Origin of the sequence: Pseudoalteromonas byunsanensis (genome assembly GCF_001854475.1) — a bacterium.
In the GTDB taxonomy this organism is placed as follows: Bacteria; Pseudomonadota; Gammaproteobacteria; order Enterobacterales; family Alteromonadaceae; genus Pseudoalteromonas; species Pseudoalteromonas byunsanensis.
Map to the genome: position 1 here is coordinate 420,609 of NZ_MNAN01000028.1, position 15,210 is coordinate 435,818.

The 15,210-nt window shown below is 41.9% G+C and carries 18 protein-coding genes and 4 tRNA genes; 21 read left to right on the forward strand and 1 reads right to left on the reverse strand.

The window, feature by feature from the left end:
* Window positions 1–29: 29 nt before the first annotated feature.
* Window positions 30–473: a GFA family protein gene (locus BIW53_RS09475; protein ID WP_070991586.1), complete on the forward strand. Its 444-nt coding sequence runs from the start codon at window positions 30–32 to the stop codon at window positions 471–473.
* 4 nt (window positions 474–477) lie between these two features.
* Here the strand turns inward: BIW53_RS09475 and BIW53_RS09480 are convergent, their stop codons facing one another.
* On the reverse strand, window positions 478–1,326 hold the full coding sequence (locus tag BIW53_RS09480) for a DUF72 domain-containing protein (protein WP_175442112.1): 849 nt from the start codon (window positions 1,324–1,326) through the stop codon (window positions 478–480).
* Window positions 1,327–1,497: 171 nt separating this feature from the next.
* Between BIW53_RS09480 and aspS the strand changes: the two genes are divergently transcribed.
* The 20 genes from aspS (at window position 1,498) to BIW53_RS09585 (ending at window position 15,125) form a co-directional block, all read left to right on the forward strand.
* A complete protein-coding gene (aspS, locus tag BIW53_RS09485) occupies window positions 1,498–3,273 on the forward strand; it encodes an aspartate--tRNA ligase (RefSeq protein WP_070991588.1) in 1,776 nt (591 codons plus the stop codon).
* A gap of 248 nt (window positions 3,274–3,521) precedes the next feature.
* Entirely contained in the window at window positions 3,522–3,989 is a 468-nt protein-coding gene (locus BIW53_RS09490; RefSeq protein ID WP_070991589.1) for a GNAT family N-acetyltransferase, read from the forward strand.
* A 114-nt stretch (window positions 3,990–4,103) separates the two neighbouring features.
* Window positions 4,104–4,367 carry a GNAT family N-acetyltransferase gene (locus BIW53_RS09495; protein ID WP_070991590.1) on the forward strand — a complete coding sequence of 88 codons (264 nt, stop codon included), beginning with the start codon at window positions 4,104–4,106 and terminating at the stop codon, window positions 4,365–4,367.
* Between the two features lie 74 nt (window positions 4,368–4,441).
* Entirely contained in the window at window positions 4,442–4,819 is a 378-nt protein-coding gene (locus BIW53_RS09500) for a MerR family transcriptional regulator (protein WP_070991591.1), read from the forward strand.
* Window positions 4,820–4,856: 37 nt separating this feature from the next.
* Window positions 4,857–5,429: an NAD(P)H-dependent oxidoreductase gene (locus BIW53_RS09505; protein ID WP_070991592.1), complete on the forward strand. Its 573-nt coding sequence runs from the start codon at window positions 4,857–4,859 to the stop codon at window positions 5,427–5,429.
* Between the two features lie 83 nt (window positions 5,430–5,512).
* On the forward strand, window positions 5,513–5,980 hold the full coding sequence (locus tag BIW53_RS09510) for a GNAT family N-acetyltransferase (protein ID WP_070991593.1): 468 nt from the start codon (window positions 5,513–5,515) through the stop codon (window positions 5,978–5,980).
* 64 nt (window positions 5,981–6,044) lie between these two features.
* Window positions 6,045–6,803 carry a carbon-nitrogen hydrolase family protein gene (locus tag BIW53_RS09515; protein ID WP_139158817.1) on the forward strand — a complete coding sequence of 253 codons (759 nt, stop codon included), beginning with the start codon at window positions 6,045–6,047 and terminating at the stop codon, window positions 6,801–6,803.
* Window positions 6,804–6,871: 68 nt separating this feature from the next.
* Window positions 6,872–7,393 (forward strand): crossover junction endodeoxyribonuclease RuvC, encoded by a 522-nt coding sequence (ruvC, locus tag BIW53_RS09520; RefSeq protein ID WP_070991595.1) that lies wholly within the window; start codon window positions 6,872–6,874, stop codon window positions 7,391–7,393.
* 8 nt (window positions 7,394–7,401) lie between these two features.
* Window positions 7,402–8,019 carry a Holliday junction branch migration protein RuvA gene (ruvA, locus tag BIW53_RS09525; RefSeq protein WP_070991596.1) on the forward strand — a complete coding sequence of 206 codons (618 nt, stop codon included), beginning with the start codon at window positions 7,402–7,404 and terminating at the stop codon, window positions 8,017–8,019.
* A 6-nt stretch (window positions 8,020–8,025) separates the two neighbouring features.
* On the forward strand, window positions 8,026–9,030 hold the full coding sequence (gene ruvB / locus BIW53_RS09530) for a Holliday junction branch migration DNA helicase RuvB (protein WP_070991597.1): 1,005 nt from the start codon (window positions 8,026–8,028) through the stop codon (window positions 9,028–9,030).
* 793 nt (window positions 9,031–9,823) lie between these two features.
* Window positions 9,824–10,513, forward strand: a complete 690-nt coding sequence (tolQ, locus tag BIW53_RS09540; protein WP_070991599.1) for a protein TolQ — start codon at window positions 9,824–9,826, stop codon at window positions 10,511–10,513.
* A gap of 1 nt (window position 10,514) precedes the next feature.
* Window positions 10,515–10,940 carry a protein TolR gene (tolR, locus tag BIW53_RS09545; RefSeq protein ID WP_070991600.1) on the forward strand — a complete coding sequence of 142 codons (426 nt, stop codon included), beginning with the start codon at window positions 10,515–10,517 and terminating at the stop codon, window positions 10,938–10,940.
* Between the two features lie 2 nt (window positions 10,941–10,942).
* Entirely contained in the window at window positions 10,943–11,881 is a 939-nt protein-coding gene (gene tolA, locus BIW53_RS09550; protein ID WP_070991601.1) for a cell envelope integrity protein TolA, read from the forward strand.
* 9 nt (window positions 11,882–11,890) lie between these two features.
* Window positions 11,891–13,246 (forward strand): Tol-Pal system beta propeller repeat protein TolB, encoded by a 1,356-nt coding sequence (gene tolB, locus BIW53_RS09555; RefSeq protein ID WP_070991602.1) that lies wholly within the window; start codon window positions 11,891–11,893, stop codon window positions 13,244–13,246.
* A 41-nt stretch (window positions 13,247–13,287) separates the two neighbouring features.
* Window positions 13,288–13,824: a peptidoglycan-associated lipoprotein Pal gene (gene pal / locus BIW53_RS09560; protein ID WP_070991603.1), complete on the forward strand. Its 537-nt coding sequence runs from the start codon at window positions 13,288–13,290 to the stop codon at window positions 13,822–13,824.
* A 15-nt stretch (window positions 13,825–13,839) separates the two neighbouring features.
* Window positions 13,840–14,589, forward strand: coding sequence for a tol-pal system protein YbgF (ybgF, locus tag BIW53_RS09565; protein ID WP_070991604.1), 750 nt, complete (start codon window positions 13,840–13,842; stop codon window positions 14,587–14,589).
* 152 nt (window positions 14,590–14,741) lie between these two features.
* A tRNA-Lys gene (locus tag BIW53_RS09570) sits at window positions 14,742–14,817 on the forward strand.
* 25 nt (window positions 14,818–14,842) lie between these two features.
* Window positions 14,843–14,918 (forward strand) — tRNA-Lys (locus tag BIW53_RS09575).
* Window positions 14,919–14,945: 27 nt separating this feature from the next.
* Window positions 14,946–15,021 (forward strand) — tRNA-Lys (locus BIW53_RS09580).
* 28 nt (window positions 15,022–15,049) lie between these two features.
* Window positions 15,050–15,125: transfer RNA gene (locus BIW53_RS09585), tRNA-Lys, on the forward strand.
* The last annotated feature ends 85 nt before the right edge of the window (window positions 15,126–15,210 follow it).

The window sequence follows — 15,210 nt, forward strand, 5'->3', positions numbered from 1 at the left end:
AAGTAATCACATCCTAGCAAGGAGAATGAATGTATAAGGCCAGTTGTTTATGCGGTAAAATCCAATTATGCATTACAGGGAAGATCAGTGACATTATTCATTGCCATTGCTCACTATGTCGAAAATCTACAGGTACAGCGTTTGCTACTAATGGTTTTGTGAACAGTGAAGAGTTACACATTATTAGTGGTCAAGACGCGATTAAGTATTTTGAGTTTAAGCCGGGTCGAAAGCGACATTTTTGCAAGCACTGCGCCAGTCCTTTATTTAGCTCTAATGATGATTTGCCCAGTAAATTGCGATTACGTTTGGGAGTTTTAGATTCAGATATTGAAGAGCGGCCAATGTCACATAATTTTGTGACCAGTAAAGCAAGCTGGGAAGAACTTGATGTTGAACTACCCAGATATGAAGGTTTTGAGCCTAGCCGAGATAAGGCTAACAGTATGACAGCTCACACTGACGTGAAATAAATTACTACAGCAAGCTTGTTTGTTGAGGTTGTTGGTGAGCAGGAAATGTTCCTAGTTTAACCTCTGGGCGCTTAAGGTCTTCAATAAACTGTTTGGCGAGCAACGGCGCATCATAATTATCCGCAGTATGGAAAAACACATAGGGTGTTTTTCCTTCATCTAGCCAATGATTAATTTTTACCAGCCATGGCGCATAAAACTGACGGTTAGCTTGTAAGCCTGAGCACCCAACAAAGCGTAAAACAGGCGCGTTACTTGTGGCGATAACATGTAATGGTACTCTCGGTTTCTTTTTTTGCGCATCAATAATAGCTGGGGTTGTTGCGACTTCACTAAATAAGGGACGCGTATCCATCATAATTCTATTATAGTGATTTCCAATTAAAAACTGATTAAATCGACGCTCATTATCAGCTTTATCAAAAAATGCTAGATGACGGATTTCAATTCCCAGTGGTAGGTCTTTTGGTAATTGAGCGCAGAACGCTTCAATCAGGGGTAAAAATTGTGGATCACAAGCCTGAGGTAGTTGTAGCATCACTTGACCTACTTTATCAAAAATAGGTTCAAACAGAGTTAACCAATGATTTAACTCGCGTTGGCAGTTTTGTAACGCTAGTTCATGAGAAATACGTTTGGGAATTTTAAAGGTGAATCTAAAGTCATCGGGCACATCACTGTACCATTTAGCAATTGAACTAGGTTTTGGGTCTGCATAAAAGGTGGTGTTACCTTCAACCGAATTAAAAATCTGCGCATATTCTTGAAGCATTTGATTGTTTTGGCAATGGGATGAAAAAAAACGACCTTTCCAATGAGAAGCGCTCCATTGTGGGCAGCCAAGATATAGCATGTTATCGAGTTTAAAGTGGTTGTTAGTGACGACAGTGTAATAAAGATGGTGAATTTTAGAAACTAAATCGGATCGAGGATGACATTCAGACAAGGAATTTTATATAATCGCCGATAATTTTTCATATTAATGCCAGTTACCAGCCTTGTGTAACTGAGACACAGGAATACTATGCGCTCTATATACTGCGGAAATTTAAACAAAAGCCATGTTGGACAAGAAGTAGAACTATGCGGTTGGATCAATAAACGCCGCGACCTAGGTGGCTTGATTTTTATCGACCTGCGCGACCGTGAAGGGTTGGTGCAAATCGTTTTTGACCCAGAAGTTGAAGGGTTAATGGATACAGCAAATACTTTGCGTCAAGAGTTCTGTGTACAGGTTAGGGGGGTGGTTCGCGCTCGTCCTGATAGCCAGGTAAATAAAGATATGGCCACAGGAGAGGTTGAAATCTTAGGCACGGCGTTGACGATTGTTAACCGTTCTGAGCCGCTACCTCTGGACTTTAACCAACAAAACTCTGAAGAACGTCGTTTAAAGTATCGCTACCTTGACCTGCGTCGTTTAGAAATGAGTGACCGTATTAAATTACGTGCAAAAGCCAGCAGTTTTGTACGTCGTTTCTTGGACAGCAATGACTTTTTAGATATTGAAACACCGGTACTGACCAAGGCAACACCTGAAGGTGCGCGAGACTACCTAGTGCCAAGTCGTGTACACAAAGGCAGTTTTTACGCTCTACCTCAATCACCACAGCTGTTTAAACAGTTACTGATGATGTCGGGTTTTGACCGTTATTATCAAATCGTTAAGTGTTTCCGTGACGAAGACTTACGTGCAGACCGTCAACCAGAATTCACACAAATCGATATTGAAACGTCATTCATGACATCTGATCAAGTGCGCACAGTGACAGAAAAGCTAATTCGTGAAATGTGGCAAGAGTTGTTAAGTGTCGACTTGGGTGAATTCCCAGTTATGGCGTACAGCGAAGCGATGCGTCGCTTTGGTTCAGACAAGCCAGACTTACGTAACCCGATGGAATTGGTTGACGTTGCTGATTTAGTGAAAGATGTTGAATTTAAAGTACTATCTGGCCCTGCAAATGACGAGAAAGGTCGCGTTGCAGTGTTAACAGTACCAGGTGGTGCAGCGTTATCGCGTAAGCAAATTGATGAATACACTAAGTTTGTTGGCATTTATGGTGCTAAGGGTCTAGCGTGGATGAAGGTTAACGATCGCGCTGCTGGTATCGAAGGTGTGCAATCACCGATTGCTAAATTCTTAAATGAAGAAGTGATTAATGCACTACTAACGCGAACCAATGCACAGACTGGCGATATTATTCTCTTTGGTGCTGACAAGCGTAACGTTGTTAATGAAGCTATGGGGGCTTTACGCTTAAAAGTGGGTCTTGATCTTGAACTAACAGATTTGACTAAGTGGGCTCCGCTTTGGGTTGTAGACTTCCCAATGTTTGAAGAAGATGATGAAGGTACTTTGCACGCAGTACACCATCCATTCACTGCTCCAAAAGATATTTCAGCAGCGGAGCTGGAAGCAAATCCAGCAGGTGCAATATCTGACGCGTACGATATGGTCTTAAATGGCTATGAAGTAGGTGGTGGTTCGGTCCGTATTCACAACAATGAGATGCAGCAGGCTGCATTTAGAATCTTGGGAATTAACGAACAAGAGCAACAAGATAAATTTGGTTTCTTATTGGACGCATTGAAGTATGGCACACCGCCACATGCTGGTTTAGCGTTCGGTTTAGACCGTTTAGTGATGTTGTTATGCGGCACAGACAATATACGTGATGTAATTGCGTTCCCGAAAACGACGCAAGCATCTTGTTTAATGACCAATGCGCCAAGCGTGGCTAACCCTGATGCGCTTAAAGAACTCGCTATTAGTGTTGAACAAGCAAAAATCGACAGTGAATAACGAATGATACGATTGAAAAAGGCGACCTAGGGTCGCCTTTTTTATTTAGGTTATGCGAATGCAGTGTGTTCAATCAATACGTGCCACAGCTCTGTAAGAATAAGAATGTTCAATTTTAATACTAGATAGTACTTGTATTTGTCATCAATTCGTTATTAATATTTGGACGTAGAAAAGCGTTATTAGGTAGCTACTTTGCTCCATAACGCTTTTCTTTTAAATTTAATCAGCGTACAAGGAGTGAGCGCATGAAATACCAAATTATTGATTCTTCCAAATCTGAACAAATTGCAATGCTTGCAGTTTGTCTCACCAATGAAATTTCAGAACGAATGGGCACTAAGTACTTTAATGTCGATATTCCGTTAGCAATTGATCTGTGCAAAAACTATATGTCCAACGGTATTTATCAAGTGATGGCAGCCTTTGATGCCGAGCAGATAGTGGGCTTTGCTTCTGTGTGTCAAAGTTACTCGCTCTATGCAGAAGGTCAATTCGGTATTATTCAAGAATTTTATGTTGTGCCTGAGTATCGTTCTAAAGGTGTAGGACAGGAATTATTACAGTCGGTATTGAAGCTTGCCAAGCAGCAGGGATGGAAGAGGTTAGAGTTGAGCACGCCACCTTTACCACAGTACAAAAGCACCGTAGAGTTTTACAAATCTAATGGTTTTGAGGTAACGGGTGGCCACAAGATGAAACACGTGATTACTTAAGTATCTTGTATTATTTTCAGATGCATTATCGTGTCGTTCTAATCGGCTGTATAAGCCCCTTGCAAGAGTGTCACAATGATATGGAGCATGGCTGAAAAACATTAGGTAACTCTTATGATTATAAGAAAGTTTTTATACTCTGATTGCGACGAAGTGAGCAATGTGTGTATGCATTCATTTATGAATACAGTGGCAGACACTTTATCAGAGCAAGGGATCTTAACATTTGCTAGATTAGCAAGCTGCTTGCTGTCTTCACTCAAAATTGTCGCGTCAAATATTAAGCTTACGGTCCACGCATCCACGACTTCGGTGTCGGCATATGAGCGGTATGGTTTTATTAGTGTGGGTGATATTGCAGATCTGAGGGATGGGTAAATCAGCCCATGGAAATCAATATTAACAATTTTAGTGAATAACGCGGTTATTTTAGACGTCGCGAAGGATAAGTAGTGTTTATTGGTGAAGTAGCAAGGCAAACAGGCTTGTCGGTAAAAGCTATCCGCTTTTACGAGCAAAAGGGCCTTATCAAAAAGCCCTTAAGACAAGGGCGGTATCGTGTATATACGGCAAGTGATGTGGAAGTATTAAAGCTGATCCGAGAAGCCAAGGAGCTTGGTGTGACGTTGGCGAAATTAAAAGGCGTGATTGTCTATCAAAACGACCAAGTAGACTGGGAGCGAATCAATCTATTTTTACAACAGCTAAAAATAGAGATGCAAGAGCAAGTGCTACGTATTAGCAATAATATCGCTAAGGTGAGTCAATGTATTCGTACCATAGAGTCATGTCCAAAAGTACTTGACTCTGCCGTTAAGGGGAGAGCTTAAACTCAGCATCGTTTTCTAATCTAAATAGAGAGTAACGATGAAACATATATTATTGCTAAATGGTAACCCAAAAGAAAAGAGCTTTTCAAAGCAGTTGAGCGACCGTTACGAAATAGCGGCAACAGAGTATGCACAAGTACGACGCTTTGATCTATCCACTATGGAGTTTAATCCCAACCTAGTAGCTGGGTATGATCAAAAGCAGTTTCTAGAGCCAGCTTTGGTGCAGTTTCAGCAAGCGCTATTATGGGCTGAACATATCGTAATCGTCTCACCAATTTGGTGGGGCGGTTTACCCGCAAAACTCAAAGGATTATTTGATAGGACCTTTTTACCTGGGTTTGCGTTTAGCTATGAGCAAGCTAATCCATTACCGACTCCACATCTTTGTGGTAAGTCAGCCCGTATAATTTTAACTATGGATGCACCGAGCGACTTCATGCAGATGCAGGCAAAACCTGTATTAGAACAACTTGATGTATTTACATTGCAATTTTGCGGTATTGAAAAAGCTGCAGTAAGTTTGTTCGGTGGGGTGATAGTGGCAGATGAAGCGCAGCGCAATACCTGGTTGCAAGATGTTAGAAATTTTGCATCTCATGGGGGTTAAGTATTACTGATAAAGGGTGAAAATCACCAGATGTGGTTTTCACCTCAAAACATTGAATGTCCCAAAACGACAAGGAACTATGTATGGATATTTTATTTTTAGCAGACAAGGTAGAGCTGAAACCGCAAGTGGCCAAATGGTATTTTGAGCAATGGGGAAATATTATTGAGAACGCATCAATAGCGTTATTTGAGCAACAACTTGATGAGTACCTTAATCGTGACTGTATGCCACTTATCGTTGTTGCTTTGGAAGGCGAACAAATGATCGGCGTTGCGCAGCTTAAGTACCGTGAAATGTCTATCTACCCAGACAGAGAGCATTGGCTCGGTGGAGTGTTTGTGGCACCCAAATGGCGCGGGAAAGAAGTTGCTACAGCCTTGGTTGATAGAGTTGAACAAGCAGCAAAATCTATTGGTATCAAAGAGTTATTTTTACAAACAGAAGCACTAGAGGGGGGCCTCTATAAGCGCGTGGGGTGGCAAAATTTGGAGCGCGTGACTTATTGCGGTGTAGATGTGCAAGTAATGTCTAAGAGATTAACAGCCTAGTTTTAAGGTTTACAGCGAGCAGTTCTAGACTGACAGCTGTTTATGAATGTTTTTAGGAGTTGAAGTGAGAGAGCAGGTTGTGATTGGCTTGGCACAGTCGCCGGTTGTAAAAGGTGATGTCACCGAAAATTTAAAGACCCACATGGCCATGATAGCGCAAGCATCAGAGCTCGGGTGCGATATTGTCGCTTTTCCTGAGTTATCGCTTAGTGGTTATGAATTGGAATTGTTAAATACGTTGGCTGTTGAGCCAGAGGCGGAAAATTTCAAGGGGCTATCACAGGCGGCAATGGCAAATAATATTATTGTGATTGCTGGCTGTCCGTTAAGTAGTAAGTCATCAGAAAAACCGGCTATTGGTGCGGTGATATGTTTCGAAGATGGTGAAATTGAGTTTTATTCGAAACAGTTTTTACATGCTGGAGAGGAAAACTATTGTAGTACAGGTACTAGAGACTATGTGTTTAACTGTAAGCACCATCGTATCGCCTTGGCGGTATGTGCTGATTTTAGTGCCCCTGAACATAGTAAAAACGCCGCAAAGGCAGGCGCTGATGTATACCTTGTCAGTGCGCTAATTTCTCAAGCGGGTTTTGAGCCTGACAGCAAACTCTTCGCACAGATAGCCAAAACACATCATTTTCCTGTATTACTTAGTAATCATATTTCCGTCACTGGTGGATGGTCTTCGGCCGGCAATAATGCGGTTTGGGATAAAACGGGGCAGATGTTGGCATGCACGAACACCAAGACGCCGAGTTTATTGCGATGTTCTATTTTAGAACGAGATATAAGAGCGATTAAAGCAGACATTAAACTCTAAGACTTATAACTGGTAATTCATACAGTATTTTGGCATTATGCACTAAACCTAATGACCGAGTAAGTATATTGGCAATTATTTTAGGCATAGATCCCGGCTCTCGTTTTACTGGCTATGGTGTGATCTCTCATCAAGGGTCGAAGTTTCAGTATTTAGGCAGTGGTTGTATTAAGCTTGGGGAGCATGCTTTTCCCATAAGATTGAAAATGATTTACCAAGGAGTAAATCAGTTAATTGAACAATTTTCGCCAGACAGCTTTGCTATTGAGCAAGTATTTATGGCACACAACCCTGATTCTGCTTTAAAACTAGGCCAGGCCAGAGGCGCTGCCATCGTCGCTGCGACGATGCAAGATGTGCCTGTAAGTGAATACTCCGCAAGGCAAGTGAAACAAGCAGTTGTTGGCACAGGAAGCGCCCAAAAAACTCAAGTACAAGAAATGGTTAAGCGTATTCTTAAGTTGCCGGGCACGCCACAGGCGGATGCTGCCGATGCTTTAGCCATAGCAATCTGCCATGCTCACTCGGAACAAAATTTAATTCGTCTTGCTGGCAGTGCTACCAAAACGGTAAGGCGTAGACTTAGATAGGAATCAGCATGATTGGACGACTCAGTGGGACATTATTAGAAAAACAACCACCAGAAATTTTACTCGATGTTACAGGAGTGGGCTATGAAGTACAAATGCCTATGACCTGTTTCTATGAGCTGCCAGGTATAGGTGAGCAAACAGCTGTTTATACACATTTCGTTGTGCGTGAAGACGCGCAGTTATTATTTGGTTTCAACCACAAAAAAGAACGTGCGTTGTTTCGAGAGTTGATAAAAGCAAATGGCGTAGGTCCTAAGCTTGGCTTAGCCATTTTATCGGGAATGTCAGCTGAACAATTTATACAGTGTGTCAATAATGAAGATGCGACAACTCTGGTTAAAATCCCTGGGGTTGGGAAAAAAACCGCAGAGCGTTTAGTATTAGAAATGAAAGATAGGCTGAAGAATTTTGGTCATGATCTACTAACACCATTTAGTGATGCTACGGTTTTTGAGCCAATGCAAAACCCCACTGTAGCGGATACTCCTGCGGATGATGCAGTTGCTGCTTTACTAGCATTAGGCTATAAACAAGCACAAGCATTTAAAGCGGTAAAGAATGTATCGCAACCGAATATGAGCACAGAGGCGCTGATCAAAGAAGCGCTCAAATCTATGATGTAAGCCATTATGATAGAAGCCGACAGATTAATAGAACCAGAAGTACAGGGTAACGAAGATGTAGTCGACAGGGCGATTCGTCCAAAGTTACTGGCCGATTACACAGGGCAAGCACATGTAAAAAAGCAGATGGAAATATTCATAAAGGCTGCTCGTACACGTGATGAAGCTCTGGATCATTTATTGATATTTGGACCTCCGGGACTGGGTAAAACCACCTTGGCGAACATTGTTGCCAATGAACTTGAAGTAAATATTAAAACAACCTCAGGACCCGTGCTTGAAAAAGCGGGAGACTTGGCGGCATTGCTGACTAACCTTGAAGAAGGGGATGTATTATTTATTGATGAAATTCACCGCTTAAGCCCACAAGTTGAAGAGATTTTATATCCAGCGATGGAAGATTACCAATTGGATATTATGATAGGTGAAGGGCCAGCTGCACGTTCAATCAAACTAGACTTACCTCCTTTCACACTAATTGGCGCTACGACTCGCGCGGGCTCATTGACGTCGCCACTTAGAGACCGATTTGGTATTGTGCAACGCCTTGAGTTTTATTCAGTGTCAGATCTTGCGAAGATCATCTCTCGTTCGGCTTTTTACTTAGATTTGACCATTAGTCCTGAAGGTTCAGATGAGATTGCCAGACGCTCACGAGGCACTCCTCGTATCGCTAACCGTTTATTAAGGCGGGTTCGAGATTTTGCACAAGTAAAAGGGGATGGAAAAGTTTGTGTAGACATCGCACAACAGGCACTAGATATGGTGGATGTAGACAAGTGTGGGTTTGATTATATGGACCGTAAATACTTACTGGCCATTATTGAAAAATTCACGGGAGGCCCTGTCGGGCTAGACAACTTAGCTGCGGCTATTGGCGAGGAGCGGGAAACGATTGAGGATGTTATAGAACCATTTTTGATCCAACAAGGCTTTATACAAAGGACTCCCCGTGGTCGCATCGCCTCCAATGCAGCATACCTTCATTTTAACTTAACACCTCAAGCCTAGTTTAAAACTAGGCTTGAGGCCTCATAACTCTTCATCAGAACTCGTTCACTTCAGTCAAGGTTAAGGCTCGGCCGATACACTGTTCCACGAATTAAAGACAAAAAAAAGCCCGCTAAGATAGCGGGCAAAACAACAAGTTGAAGGAAGTAATCCAGGGAACTGATAAATGAACATCGGTTTTATCCAATACGCATTTATCAAAGTAATACGACAAATCAGAAATCATATTACTAACAACTGTGCTTGTGCATTTATCATGCTGTGTGCTCAGTACAGGGTGTATATTAAAGATGTTTTTTCATTTCATCAAACTAGAAAAATTTTATTTTCAAATAAAAAAAACTAATATCAGGTTTTTATATTGTTTAAGATGGTGTTGATTTTTTATGCTCAATCCTGTTTTAACTTGTTGTTTTTATAAGAGTTGATTTGTTTTTGTACAATTTGTGAGTATTAGTTTATTTGTTGTTAATTGGTCTTACCAATATAGATATGTGACTTTATTCGCCATTTATGCATAAAGAGCTCGATTTATGCATAAATTAGTAATAAATACGCATTTTATATGTAGGTTAAAATTACCCCTCTAATCCTTTAAGCTTATTTTTTATGAGTAGGTGAGGGAGTTGTTATATTTTTGCGCACTTTGTCGCCAAATAGCTGTAATTCACGGTAATGAGATTGTAAGCATTGGCATGTGTGAGTAAACTAACTGAACATTTATAGTCGCTTACAGTCAATAGAGTGAAGTAGTAGGCCATGGGCCGAAACACAATCGTTAGGAGTATAAAAAGTGGAGTCGGGACTCAATTTTATTGATCTAATTTTAAAAGCAAGTTTATTAGTACAGCTTGTGATGCTGACACTGGTTGGGATGTCGATTGCCTCTTGGGCCATTATTTTTCAGCGTAAAGGAATTCTTGGCCGAGCAGTATCTGAAGCGAGAGAGTTTGAACGCAAGTTCTGGTCTGGTATGGATTTAAGTAAGTTATACAGTGAAGTAAGTGCCAAGACGGAACCAGCTTCAGGGTTGGAAGCTCTATTTGCTGCTGGTTTTAAAGAGTTTGCCCGCCATAAAAAAAGTAGCACACCTTCGGCTGTTATGGTGATAGAAGGAACTCACCGTTCTATGCGAGTTGCACTTTCACGAGAAATCGAAAAGCTTGAAGCTGGCTTATCTTTCCTAGCGACAGTGGGTTCAATTAGCCCTTATATTGGCCTATTTGGTACGGTTTGGGGGATCATGAATGCATTCATCGCTTTGGGTGAAGTAAAGCAGGCAACCTTACAGATGGTTGCACCGGGTATAGCTGAAGCTCTTATAGCGACAGCAATGGGTTTATTCGCGGCTATTCCAGCTGTTATGGCATATAACCGTTTTGCTAAAGATGTAGAGCGAGCTGAGACTCAATACGTCAACTTTATGGAAGAGTTCTCAAACATTCTTCACCGTCAGACAGCAAACTCGGCAGAGGCGAAATAACATGTATGTGCGGAAGAAACGCCGCCAAATGGCGGAGATAAATGTTGTTCCCTACATTGATGTAATGTTGGTATTGTTGATCATCTTCATGGCAACAGCGCCACTTATCACTCACGGTGTGAAGGTCGATTTACCTCAAATGCAGGAGTCTGATCTGGTTGAAACTAAAGATGCGCCTCCTATTATTGCTAGTATTGATTCACAAGGTCGTTACTATGTAAGTGTGGGAACAGATCCAGAGTCTCCCATGGATGCAGTTGAGGTTGCAGCTGTTATAAAACTTAAGCTGCAACAAAATCCTGAAACTCCAGTGATGATCAAAGGCTCAGGTAAAGTGTCATATCAGGAAGTTCTGCTATTGATGGACTTTTTAAAAAATGCTGGGGTGCCATCGGTGGGTTTAATGACCAAATCATTTGAGGAATAGCCATGGGCTCACTACAAAGTGGATTGTTAAAATCTTTTCTTTTACACCTTGCTATTGCAGGTTTTCTATTTGTCAGTGCAACTTTCAAAGCGCCCACACCCACGGTCATGCAAGTCACGCTTAATACGCCCGAAACACCTCAATCAGACAAGGTGGTATCGGCGATTTCAGTTGATCAAAATGCGGTAGAAAAGAAAATTGCGGAATTAAGGCAAAAAGAGGACGCGCAGAAAAAGGCTGAAGAGAAGCGTATTCGAGATCTGGAGCGACGTGCGCAGCAAGCAAGGCAAGATCGTGAAGCGGAAGCTCGTCGTATCGCCAAGTTAGAGCAGCAGCGTAAAGCAAAAGAAGAAGAAAAACGTCAAGCAGAAGCACAAGCTAAGAAAGCGCGTGAAATTGAGCAAAAGCAACGAGAGAAAGCTCAAAAAGCGAAGCAAGAAAAATTGGTAGCTGAAAAGGCGGCTCAGGCGGCAGCGGAAAAACGTAAAGCGGAAGAGGATGCTTTGCGCAAAGCTGAAGAAGCGAGAAAACGTCGCGAAGCAGAGGAAAAACGCAAAGCGGAAGAAGCTGAGCGTGCACGCCAAAAAGCCCTTGAAGAAAAAATGCTACAGGAGCAGTTAGCCAAAGAGCAAGCGGCAAGAAATCGCATTCGCCAGCAACAGGTGCTTACAGAAGTTGAGAAATATCAGGCATTGATCACACAACGGATCCAACAAAATCTACTAACGGATGAAAAGATGCGTGGTAAAGAGTGCCGTGTAAACATTCGCTTAGCATTTAATGGTCTGGTTACTAGTGTGACCTCTTTGGGCGGTGATAAGTTAGTGTGTGATGCTGCACTTAGAGCGGTGCGAATGGCCGATACATTACCGGTATCAAAAGAAAAAGATGTGTTTGAAGAACTAAAAAATATTAATTTAACCATTAAACCAAATTTATAAAGGAAACTTATGTTTAACCGATTGAGAAACTTGTTAATCATAGTTGCTTTTGGCTTTCAAGGTGTTGCAAACGCCGCACTTGAGATTGTCATAACGGAAGGCATAGACAGTGCTCGACCGATAGCTATTGTGCCGTTTAAGTATGAAGGGGTAGGTCAGCTACCTTCGCAGTTGAGTGATGTAATAGCTGCAGATTTGATGCGCAGTGGTAAATTTAAGCCTGTAGCGCTTGCAGACATGCCGCAGCTTCCAACCAGTGATGAAGATGTTGATTATAACGCTTGGGTAGAGAAAGGTGTTGAGGCTATCGTCGTTGGTTCTGTAGAGCAGCAACCAGGTGGAAGATACTTGGTAAAGTATGAGTTAATTGACGTTATTCGTGCCCAGATAACAGGGGGCGAAACACGTATGATGAGTAATGGTAAGTTGATGAAAAGTCAGGACCATATTCAAGAAGCCAGACAAAGTATCATTACCAGCGAGGGCTTTAGACGTTATGCCCATCAAATCAGTGATGTTGTCTATGAATCGTTAACTGGTGAGCGTGGAGCATTTCGTACCAAAATTGCGTATGTGATTGTACGCGATGGTGAAGAGAAACCTTATCAATTAGTTGTAGCGGACTATGACGGCTACAATGAACAGGTGCTACTGCGCTCAAAAGAACCGCTGATGTCTCCTGCATGGTCACCAGATGGTAACAAGTTGGCTTATGTCACTTTTGAAAACCGTCAATCACAAATTATCATGCAAGATCTTTATACCGGGAAACGCGAAGTGATGACTAGCTTTCCAGGTATAAATGGTGCGCCTCAATTCTCGCCTGATGGGACACAGTTACTCATTGTGTTATCTAAGGATTCGGGAGGGGCTACGGAAGTCTATTTAATGGACCTTAAAACCAAACAAACGAGACGTTTAACCAAACACCGAAGCATAGATACTGAACCATCTTGGCATCCAAATGGTAAAGAAATTGTGTATACGTCTGAAAGGGGTGGTAATGCCCAGATATATAAGTTAAATTTACAGACTGGTAGGTCAAAGCGTATTACCTTTGACGGTGACATGAACCTTGCTGGATCTATTAGCCCCGATGGTCAACAATTGATTATGGTTAATAGAACATTAGGCAAATATCATATTGCTAAAAAAGAATTAGAATCGGGGCTGTTTCAAGTATTGACGAGAACGCGTTTAGATGAGTCTCCCAGTATTGCACCAAATGGCTCAATGATCATTTATAGCACGCTACATAACAATAAGCAGGTACTGGCTTTAGTGTCTATGGATGGTCGATTTAAAGCGCGACTTCCCGTTTCGGATGGACAAGTAAAGGCTCCGGCCTGGTCGCCATTTTTATAACAATTTTGCTGGTTTGAATTTTACAAATAGGAATATACTCGATGCAACTTAATAAAACTTTAAAAGCGCTATTGGTGGCTTTACCAGTAATGACGCTAGCGGCATGTAGCTCTTCTTCAAGTGTTGACGAAGGTGCAGCAAATGAAAGCAACCAGGCTGCAACTAATGATTCGAACAATCAAGTAGACGTAAATACTATTTCTCGTGAAAAGTCAGCAGAAGAGAAGCTACGTGAAAAGTACGAAGCATTGCGTCAAGAGCAAATCGTTTATTTTGATTTTGATAAGTCAACGATTCAGAGCCAATACGCTGAGCTATTGCAAGCTCATGCTGATTTCCTAGTTAAAAACCCAAGCGTTAAGGTACTTATTGAAGGTCACGCGGATGAGCGTGGAACGCCAGAGTATAACATCGCACTTGGTGAAAGCCGTGGTAAAGCTGTTGAGAAGTACTTACAAAGTTTAGGTGTTTCAGACAGCCAAATTTCTGTTGTTAGCTATGGTGAAGAAAAGCCAATGGTTAAGTCACGTACAGAAGAAGCGTTTGCTAAAAACCGTCGCGCGGTGCTTGTATACTAATAAGTAAGAGAGATTATGAAGCCGAATAATATTCTGGCAGCTCTACTATTACTAAGCGGGAGCACCCATGTCTGGGCTGCTCCCGCTCCTGTTTCTGAGGCTGCAAATAACCCAAGTTCGTTAGAGCAACGTATTGCACAATTAGAGCGCATGATGCAAACACGTAATATGTTGCAAATAGAGTTACAGCAACAACTCAATTTATTGCAAGATGAAGTGAGTCAAGTTCGTGGCGTTACAGAGGAGCAAAGCTACAAGCTTGAGAAAGTACTTCAGCGTCAACGTGAACTATATCAAGAAATTGAGAATCGCGTCTCTAAGGTGTATGAGCAATCGAACAGTACTTCAGTTACAACTGCCGTCGACAGCTCACAAGCTATCAGTAGTGATTTAAATGAGAATGAGGCATATGACCGAGCGGTAGCATTGATCATGCAAGACAAGCGCTATGATGCGGCTATTCCTGAATTCCAAAACTTTTTGGCGACATTTCCACAATCTGTGTATATTCCAAACGCGCATTACTGGTTAGGACAGTTACAGTCGATAAAAAACGATGATGCAAATGCGATGGTGCATTTTAAGACTGTAGTGGAACAGTTCCCTGAATCAAACAAGCGTCCTGATGCAATGTTAAAGTTAGGTGCTTTATATGAAAAGCAAGGCAACTTAGATTTAGCTAAGCAAATCTTAAATACTTTGATCTCGCAATACCCAAGTACGACTGCTGCTAAATTAGCCACAGAACGTCTTGCAAAGATCTAAATGGCATGATTTTTTGCCACAATGGTTTAAAATTAGGCGCTTAGACACAAAAACTGAAAAAAACTACGTATTTCAGTTGCACTCATTTTTTAAATAAGTATTATAAGCGCCCGCAGCAGGCGATTGGTTCAAATCAAACTGCTGCACTAAGTGGGTCATTAGCTCAGTTGGTAGAGCAGTGGACTTTTAATCCATTGGTCGATGGTTCAAGTCCATCATGACCCACCACTTATTTTGTAAATGTTATCCGAGCGGGTCATTAGCTCAGTTGGTAGAGCAGTGGACTTTTAATCCATTGGTCGATGGTTCAAGTCCATCATGACCCACCATTTACAATTTTGCATTGATACTCGAGCGGGTCATTAGCTCAGTTGGTAGAGCAGTGGACTTTTAATCCATTGGTCGATGGTTCAAGTCCATCATGACCCACCATCAATGCAATATTCAGGATAACTCGAGCGGGTCATTAGCTCAGTTGGTAGAGCAGTGGACTTTTAATCCATTGGTCGATGGTTCAAGTCCATCATGACCCACCATTTACAAAATCAGTTTTGAATCCAGAGCGGGTCATTAGCTCAGTTGGTAGAGCAGTGGACTTTTAATCCATTGGTCGATGGTTCA

Excerpts from the sequence above, each read along its gene's own strand:
- tolR (WP_070991600.1), top strand. The coding sequence starts at position 10,515 with ATGTATGTGCGGAAGAAACGCCGCCAAATGGCGGAGATAAATGTTGTT.
- BIW53_RS09490 (WP_070991589.1), top strand. The coding sequence starts at position 3,522 with ATGAAATACCAAATTATTGATTCTTCCAAATCTGAACAAATTGCAATG.
- BIW53_RS09475 (WP_070991586.1), top strand. The coding sequence starts at position 30 with ATGTATAAGGCCAGTTGTTTATGCGGTAAAATCCAATTATGCATTACA.
- aspS (WP_070991588.1), top strand. The coding sequence starts at position 1,498 with ATGCGCTCTATATACTGCGGAAATTTAAACAAAAGCCATGTTGGACAA.
- ruvA (WP_070991596.1), top strand. The coding sequence starts at position 7,402 with ATGATTGGACGACTCAGTGGGACATTATTAGAAAAACAACCACCAGAA.
- pal (WP_070991603.1), top strand. The coding sequence starts at position 13,288 with ATGCAACTTAATAAAACTTTAAAAGCGCTATTGGTGGCTTTACCAGTA.
- tolA (WP_070991601.1), top strand. The coding sequence starts at position 10,943 with ATGGGCTCACTACAAAGTGGATTGTTAAAATCTTTTCTTTTACACCTT.
- tolB (WP_070991602.1), top strand. The coding sequence starts at position 11,891 with ATGTTTAACCGATTGAGAAACTTGTTAATCATAGTTGCTTTTGGCTTT.
- BIW53_RS09505 (WP_070991592.1), top strand. The coding sequence starts at position 4,857 with ATGAAACATATATTATTGCTAAATGGTAACCCAAAAGAAAAGAGCTTT.
- BIW53_RS09510 (WP_070991593.1), top strand. The coding sequence starts at position 5,513 with ATGGATATTTTATTTTTAGCAGACAAGGTAGAGCTGAAACCGCAAGTG.
- BIW53_RS09480 (WP_175442112.1), bottom strand. The coding sequence starts at position 1,326 with ATGCTATATCTTGGCTGCCCACAATGGAGCGCTTCTCATTGGAAAGGT.
- BIW53_RS09495 (WP_070991590.1), top strand. The coding sequence starts at position 4,104 with ATGATTATAAGAAAGTTTTTATACTCTGATTGCGACGAAGTGAGCAAT.
- ruvB (WP_070991597.1), top strand. The coding sequence starts at position 8,026 with ATGATAGAAGCCGACAGATTAATAGAACCAGAAGTACAGGGTAACGAA.
- ybgF (WP_070991604.1), top strand. The coding sequence starts at position 13,840 with ATGAAGCCGAATAATATTCTGGCAGCTCTACTATTACTAAGCGGGAGC.